The organism is Ochrobactrum chromiisoli (assembly GCF_026241335.1).
Taxonomy (GTDB): Bacteria; Pseudomonadota; Alphaproteobacteria; order Rhizobiales; family Rhizobiaceae; genus Brucella; species Brucella chromiisoli.
On the sequence record NZ_JAPHAV010000013.1, the window covers coordinates 101384 to 108205 of the forward strand.

Sequence of the window (6822 nt, forward strand, 5' to 3'; positions counted from 1 at the left end):
CACCGTGCACAGGCTACTAAGTTGACCACCCTCGTGAAAACGGGGTAATTTAAACGCGGCCGGAAAACCTAAATCGCTCATGAGAGCGTAGGATTCCGCCCCCTCCCGCAAACGACCCCCTCATGCTCGACCGGGAGATCGTCGTGCGCGCCGATAAACGGCTGACCGCGCGTCTGGTGGCCGCAAAGCTGCGCTTCCCGCAGGCCTGTGTCGAAGATATCGACTTCCATGCGGCGCGTAATCTCGACCGTCGGGCGACAATGGCGCTGGCGCAGGGACAATGGCTTAAGAACCAGGAGAATTTGATCGTGACAGGGAAAACCGGCACGGGAAAGTCATGGCTGGCCTGTGCACTGGGACGTCAGGCGGCCCGACATGACCATTCCGTTCTCTATATTCGCGCGCCCCGCCTCTTCGAAGATCTCGCCATGGCCAAGCTGGACGGTCGCTATCCAAGGCTCATGAACCGTCTTATGAAGGTCCAGTTGCTGATCCTTGACGACTTCGCCACGCACACGCTCAACGATCAGCAGCGCTTCCATCTCTTTGAAATCATCGAAGAGAGATACCAACGCAGGTCGACACTCATTACCGCACAGGTTCCGGTAAATACCTGGCACGACCTAATCGGGGACGAAACCGTTGCCGATGCGATACTCGACCGCGTCGTGCACAATGCTCACCGCATCAATTTGGAAGGGGATAGCATGCGCAAAGCCAAATCCGGCATTGACATAACGCTCAGCGCGGACAACGAAAGAACGTAAGTCTGATCAACAACAGGCCTGAAAAACGCCGCGGCTGAACTGTCCGCGAATTAGCGAAACAAGTGTCCGCGATTTACTGAAATCGCTGTCCGCGAATTCTGAAATACGCAATAGTGCCCAGTGCGGAGAAGACAACACCACAACGCCACCAGATGTGCCCCTTCAGGGCATGGCTCGTAAAATTCGCGAACGCGTTGACTGAAACAGCAAGTGCACCCGTACCGATGGCGACATGGGGCTGGCTCACACCGACGACATAAAGGAGCAACGGTGTAGCGAGGATGGAGCCGCCGCCGCCAAGCAATCCCAGCATAAAGCCAACAACACTTCCGGAACCCACCGCCGCAAGGATGGAGTTACTCAGCACCATAGGATCCTAACTCTCTCACGCACTGTCAGCGCTCATTTCGCCTTCTCCACGCAGAAGATGTCGTAAAGGGAGGCGACCAGTTGCGCTGCCTTTTCTTCTGTGAGGCGATAAAAAATCTGTTTCCCCTCCCGTCGCGTCTCGACTATTCCGGAACTGCGCAACACCGTTAGATGCTGCGACAGGTGCGGTTGATGAACCCCGATCTTTTCTTCCATCCTACCAACGGAATACTCGCCTTCCACCAAGGTACAAACGATCATCAGACGCGCTGGATGGGACAGCGTCTTGAGCAGGTCTGCGACTTCGTTCGCGCGCAGAGATAATTCAACTGAAGATAGTCCATCTTTCATCATCGTTATGCTGTTCACGGTCATTCCCATGCGGCCCCTTCCAGAGCATCCAGCGGAAACCTCAGATAGCGCTTACCGTTGGCTTCTGGCTCAGGTAGACGTCCACCACTTATGTTCACCTGCAACGCATGCAAGATGAGCCTTGGCATTGGCAGCGTTTTGTCGCGCTTGGTCCGTAAGGCAACGAAGGCTTCTTCCGATACGCCCGCCAGGTGCGGATTGTGCTTCTTTTGATCAGCCACGGTGCATTCCCAACGCGGCGCACGACCGCCCGGCTGGTAATCATGTCCGGTGAATAGCCGCGTCTCATCGGGAAGTGCCATGATATTCTGGATTGACCCCCACAATGCTCGCGCATCGCCGCCGGGAAAATCGGCCCGTGCCGTACCGCTGTCGGGCATAAAAATTGTGTCGTGGACAAATACCGCGTCGCCAATCACGTAAGTGATTGAAGCGAGAGTATGGCCAGGCGAGAACATAACTCTGGCATCGATGGAACCAACCTTAAACGTCTCACCATCGGCAAAGAGCCGATCCCATTGCGAGCCATCTGTAGCTAGTTCGGGCCAGTTGTAGATCTCCTTCCACAGCTTCTGGAATCTGATTACATGCTCGCCTATCGCCGTCTTTGCGCCCGTTTTCTCCTTGAGATACTGAGCTGCGGAAAAGTGGTCGGCGTGTGGATGAGTGTCGAGAATCCATTCGACCGTCAGGCCACTATTGCGGACGTAATTGAGTATTGCGTCTGCGTTGATCGTCGCCGTGGCCCCCGACTTTTCATCAAAGTCGAGAACGGGATCTACAATTGCGCACATACCGGTCGCCGGATCGGACACCACGTACTGAACACTGGAGGTTCGCCTATCGAAAAAGCCTTTTACCTGCGGGCGACGGTCAGCGAAGCGTTGAAGCCACGATGCTGCGACACTGGTATCAAAGCCGAGCTGATGTCCGAATGGTACGACGTCTTCAACAGACATGCGTCCGTCCAACACCTCACCGATCAGATAAAGGCTGAGCGAACGCGTACCTGTTTTGCAATGCGCAAGCACGGGGCCATCGGATTTTCTGACCGCCGCCTGAAACGCTCGCACATCAGCTTCAGTGATCGTATTCATTGTGACCGGAATATACGCATAAGAGAGATCGCATTGGTGGGCTGCATCGCATTCCGCTTCGTTTCCCGGCTGGTCTGCGCTTTCGTTATCGGGGCGGTTGTTGATCAGCGTTTTGAAGCCGCTTCGATCGAGTACACTGAGTTCTTGCGCGCTTGGCTGCGAAGATACCGACAGCTTCTCAGATATTCTGGTGACGGGCATTTATGCCTCCAACATAACATTATATAATATACTATAATGTATAATGTTAACGTTTTCAAGCCTCCCTCGAAAACGCAGATTTTTAAAATCCGCGCAGGAGCTCTAACGAAAAAGGTAAAAGCCCAATCGCCGGAGAAGAATTCTATAACTTCAAATTTTCAGTCCACTGGCAAAGGGCCTCGATATAGGTATGATGATATGCATCCAATGCCCGGAGGTACCTCAATGAGCCGATTGCATACAGAAAACCACCTCGTATCGCGGATCGGTTGGCTTCGCGCAGCGGTACTCGGCGCCAATGATGGTATTGTCTCAACGGCGAGCCTCATTATGGGCGTCGCATCTGCTTCAACGGGAACGACGCAGATCTTGATCGCTGGCATCGCAGGCCTTGTTGCAGGCGCGATGTCCATGGCGGCGGGTGAGTATGTTTCTGTCAGCTCTCAATCCGATACGGAGTTGGCAGATCTTGCCAGAGAGCGCAAGGAACTCAAAACTCAGCCCGAAGCAGAGCTCGATGAATTGATGCAAGCCTATATTGATCGCGGCCTAACTCCGGAACTGGCGCGGCAGGTGGCAATACAGCTGACCTCACACAATGCTCTGGCAGCTCATGCTCGTGACGAACTGGGAATTGTCGAACACATGGAGGCACGGCCAGTGCAAGCAGCGCTGACCTCAGCGGCCACGTTCTCGATTGGGGCCGCCCTACCCTTGCTGATGGCGGTCATCGCGCCTCCCTCGATCTTGCTTTATGCGGTTGCTATCTCTTCCTTGCTGTTTCTAGCGTTACTAGGCGCAATCGGCGCCAAGGCGGGAGGAGCTAATATGCTTAAGGCAACCGTTCGCGTCACTTTTTGGGGCGCATTGGCCATGGCAATCACGGCTGGTATTGGGGCCCTCGTCGGCACATCGGTCTGACCGTGGATCTGAGTTTATAGGGAATACATATGTAAAGAAGAATTACTGTAGTCGGTCAGAGGCAGGGCTCTATAATTTGCTCATTCTATAGGTCGGGGAGACGCTAAAGATGCGGTTTTCAGGTGAAGATCGATCAAAGACAATCCTTTTGATTTTTGCCTTGTGCGGACTTGTTATCGGGCTCGGCCTGCACTTCTCCGGCTACTCATACGGCGCGCGGCTAGCCTGGACTATTGCCACTTTGCCTGTGCTGGCGACTTTGCTCGTCGAAATTCTCCGGAGTTTATGGCGAAAGGAGTTCGGGCTGGATATTGTCGCGGCGATGTCGATGACGGCCGCGCTGGCATTCGGGGAAATGCTGGCGGCTTCGATCGTCGCCCTCATGTATACTGGGGGAGCCTTTCTTGAAAGCTTTGCCGAAGGGCGGGCACGCCGTGAGATGCATGCCTTGCTGTCCCGTGCGCCGCGAACGACAATGCGTTATATCGATGACCATCTCGAAGAGATTGCCGTGGATACGGTTCGTCCGGGTGACCGCCTCCTGATCCGTCAAGGGGATGTCATTCCCGTTGATGGGCGTATCGCCTCCGCAAAGGCCTTCGTAAACACGTCTGCGCTCACGGGAGAGTCACTTCCGGTTTCGCTTGCGTCGGGAGCGGATGTGCTGAGCGGCTCGATGAATGCCGGCGATGCTTTCGATATCGTTGCCAAGCACGAAGCGAAGGATAGCACCTACGCTGGCATCGTTCGCCTCGTGGAAGAAGCACAGCATTCCAAGGCTCCAATGTCGAGACTGGCAGACCAGTGGTCTGTCGGCTTTCTGATCGTGACCGTCATAATCGCCTTCGGAGCATGGTGGTTCACGGGAGACCCGATAAGGTCGGTCGCCGTTCTCGTCGTGGCGACACCATGTCCTCTCATTCTGGCGGTGCCCGTCGCTCTTGTTGCGGGACTGTCGCGTTCGGCTCATTTCGGGGTGTTGGTGAAAGGCTCCCGTCCATTGGAGAATATGGCCCGTATCAATACACTGGTGCTGGACAAGACCGGAACGCTGACCGACGGTCGTCCGCAAATCACCTCAATCCACCTTGAGCCGGGATTCAGTGAAAACGAGGTATTGCGGTTCGCTGCTTCCCTTGACCAGGTGTCCAAACACCCTATGGCACAGGCCCTTGTACTGGCCGCTCAGGGGCGCGATATAGATCTTGTATTGCCGACTGACGTCAGCGAACTGGCAGGGGATGGCGTGGCGGGCTGGGTCGATCGCAAAAGCGTCGTTGTCGGCGGACATAGCTTCGTTGAGAGACAGGTCAATGCAAAACTGAGCGAAATCCCCCATACAGAAGCTGGAGCGGCCCTGGTTGCAGTCGCGATAGACGGCAGGATTGCGGGCTATATCGTTATGGCCGACCCCTTGCGCGGCGAAGTTGTTGATACGTTACAGGAACTGCGCAAGGACGGCGTAAAGCGCATAGTGCTGGCGACAGGCGATCGTGCTGCGGTGGCCAGGCGCATCACCAAGGGCTTGGGGCTTGACGCCATCTACTCCGAACTTTCACCCGATCAAAAAGTGCTGACCGTACTCAGCGAGCGCAAGAACGGTGCTGTGATGATGGTCGGAGACGGCGTCAACGACGCGCCCGCACTTGCCGCGGCTGATGTCGGCGTTGCGATGGGTGCAAGGGGAGCGGCAGCGTCGGCTGAGGCAGCCGACGTCGTTCTTCTCGTTGACAGGATAGACAGGCTTCGCACCGGGATGGAGATTGCGAAGCGGTCAAGGCGCATTGCGATCGAAAGTGTTGTGGTGGGCATCGGCCTTTCCGTGATCGCCATGATCGCGGCAGCGTTCGGTTATCTGTTACCTGTCCAGGGTGCATTGCTCCAGGAAGTGATCGATGTCGCTGTTATCCTCAATGCGCTCCGGGCGTTGAGAATCTCTCCCAACATCGGCTAAAGGGCGTCGTGGTTTACCAGAATGTGAACTGGTGAATAATTCACCTACAGCTTCGCACTGAATTACTGTTCCTCCAGCACGCAATAAGAACAGAACATTGAAGCTTAACCGCCTGGCCAGCGTCACACCGATCTGCGAGCCGAGTACCATTAGCGCTGTTGCCCATGCATCCGCTTCGGCACAGGTACGTGTCACGACGGTGACTGACGCCGGAGGCTCCATGACGGGAGCACCGCGACGTGGGTCCATGGTGTGCGACAGGCGATAATCGTTGACATTAATCCAATGCCGATAATCGCCCGACGTGGCGACCGACGCATCCTGAAGAGCGAGAACCGAATGAGCTGCGCGACGATCATAGTCAGGAGCCTCTACTGCAATCGACCAAGGACTCCCATCTGGCCGCAACCCGAGCGCCCGCATCTCCCCATCGATTCCGACGAGGCCTGACGAAATCCCGAAAGACAGCAATGTCTCCGCCAGACGATCCACGCCATATCCCTTGGCAATTCCATTGAGATCAAGCGTGATGGGAGCCAACTTTCGCACCATTCCCAGCTCGACGTCCAGTTCCAGAACGTCATGGGCTGGTCGGCGCTCGCGCTCAAGCGCTGCTCGTATCTGCTCAGGGACCGCCTCTGACGCCCCGAAACCCCAGGCGCTTACGGCATCCCCCATGCCGATATCAAACGCGCCGCCCGATGCACGGCCAATGTCGAGCGCAAGGCGCAAAACGTCCAGCAGTTGCTGCGGCACCTTTATCCAGTGTCCCACCGGCGCGGCGTTCACCTGCATTAGAATACTATCCGGCTTCCATGTTGACATTTGCATGTCCACCGCGTCCATTGCCGCCTGAAGTGCGGCCCGAACGGATTGTGGATCGAACCCCGCTGCTTGGTAAAACAACGCTGACCAACGTGTACCCATGGTAGGCCCGCTCAAAGCGTGACGTTGCATCTCAGTAGACGTCTTCGACATAACGTCCCTCCGCCCTGAGTTTGGCCAATGTCAGCCCCGTGGAACCCAGAATATCGGCAAGAACCAACGAGACTCCGTTGGCCATATCGCGTCCGCCACATACCATGATCCGCGCCCCCTCCTGAATCAGCCGAGTGACTTCATCGGCATCCTCCCGAAGAAC

The 6822-nt window shown here is 55.9% G+C and carries 4 protein-coding genes and 4 pseudogenes; 3 read left to right on the top strand and 5 right to left on the bottom strand.

From position 1 onward, the window contains the following. Positions 1–119 precede the first annotated feature (119 nt). Positions 120–767: pseudogene (istB, locus tag OPR82_RS18625) on the top strand (IS21-like element helper ATPase IstB); the annotation flags it as partial. 109 nt (positions 768–876) lie between these two features. Here istB and OPR82_RS18630 read toward each other — a convergent pair. From OPR82_RS18630 to blh, 3 genes and pseudogenes are all read right to left on the bottom strand, one after another. After that, positions 877–1137 (bottom strand): annotated as a pseudogene (locus tag OPR82_RS18630) (TSUP family transporter); the annotation flags it as partial. 32 nt (positions 1138–1169) lie between these two features. Continuing rightward, positions 1170–1517 (bottom strand): sulfite-sensing transcriptional repressor BigR, encoded by a 348-nt coding sequence (gene bigR, locus OPR82_RS18635; protein ID WP_112591132.1) that lies wholly within the window; start codon positions 1515–1517, stop codon positions 1170–1172. After that, positions 1508–2806, bottom strand: coding sequence for a bifunctional sulfur transferase/dioxygenase Blh (gene blh / locus OPR82_RS18640; protein WP_112591134.1), 1299 nt, complete (start codon positions 2804–2806; stop codon positions 1508–1510). Before blh ends, bigR begins: the two co-directional genes overlap by 10 nt. Positions 2807–3031: 225 nt before the next feature. On the opposite strand from blh, the gene OPR82_RS18645 reads away from it, so the two are divergent. Then, complete coding sequence (locus OPR82_RS18645; protein ID WP_109366319.1) at positions 3032–3727, top strand: VIT1/CCC1 transporter family protein; 696 nt, start codon at positions 3032–3034, stop codon at positions 3725–3727. Positions 3728–3836: 109 nt separating this feature from the next. Continuing rightward, entirely contained in the window at positions 3837–5681 is a 1845-nt protein-coding gene (locus tag OPR82_RS18650; RefSeq protein ID WP_151591326.1) for a heavy metal translocating P-type ATPase, read from the top strand. Here OPR82_RS18650 and OPR82_RS18655 read toward each other — a convergent pair. Together OPR82_RS18655 and OPR82_RS18660 are read right to left on the bottom strand one after the other, a co-directional pair. Beyond that, a pseudogene (locus OPR82_RS18655) lies at positions 5667–6659 on the bottom strand (FAD:protein FMN transferase); the annotation flags it as partial. The gene OPR82_RS18650 and the pseudogene OPR82_RS18655 overlap by 15 nt on opposite strands. Beyond that, positions 6640–6822 (bottom strand): annotated as a pseudogene (locus OPR82_RS18660) (hypothetical protein); the annotation flags it as partial. The pseudogenes OPR82_RS18660 and OPR82_RS18655, both read right to left, overlap by 20 nt.

Bases quoted from the DNA above. Each gene is read 5' to 3' on its own strand.
- bigR (WP_112591132.1), bottom strand. From the start codon at position 1,517: ATGGGAATGACCGTGAACAGCATAACGATGATGAAAGATGGACTATCT.
- blh (WP_112591134.1), bottom strand. From the start codon at position 2,806: ATGCCCGTCACCAGAATATCTGAGAAGCTGTCGGTATCTTCGCAGCCA.
- OPR82_RS18645 (WP_109366319.1), top strand. From the start codon at position 3,032: ATGAGCCGATTGCATACAGAAAACCACCTCGTATCGCGGATCGGTTGG.
- OPR82_RS18650 (WP_151591326.1), top strand. From the start codon at position 3,837: ATGCGGTTTTCAGGTGAAGATCGATCAAAGACAATCCTTTTGATTTTT.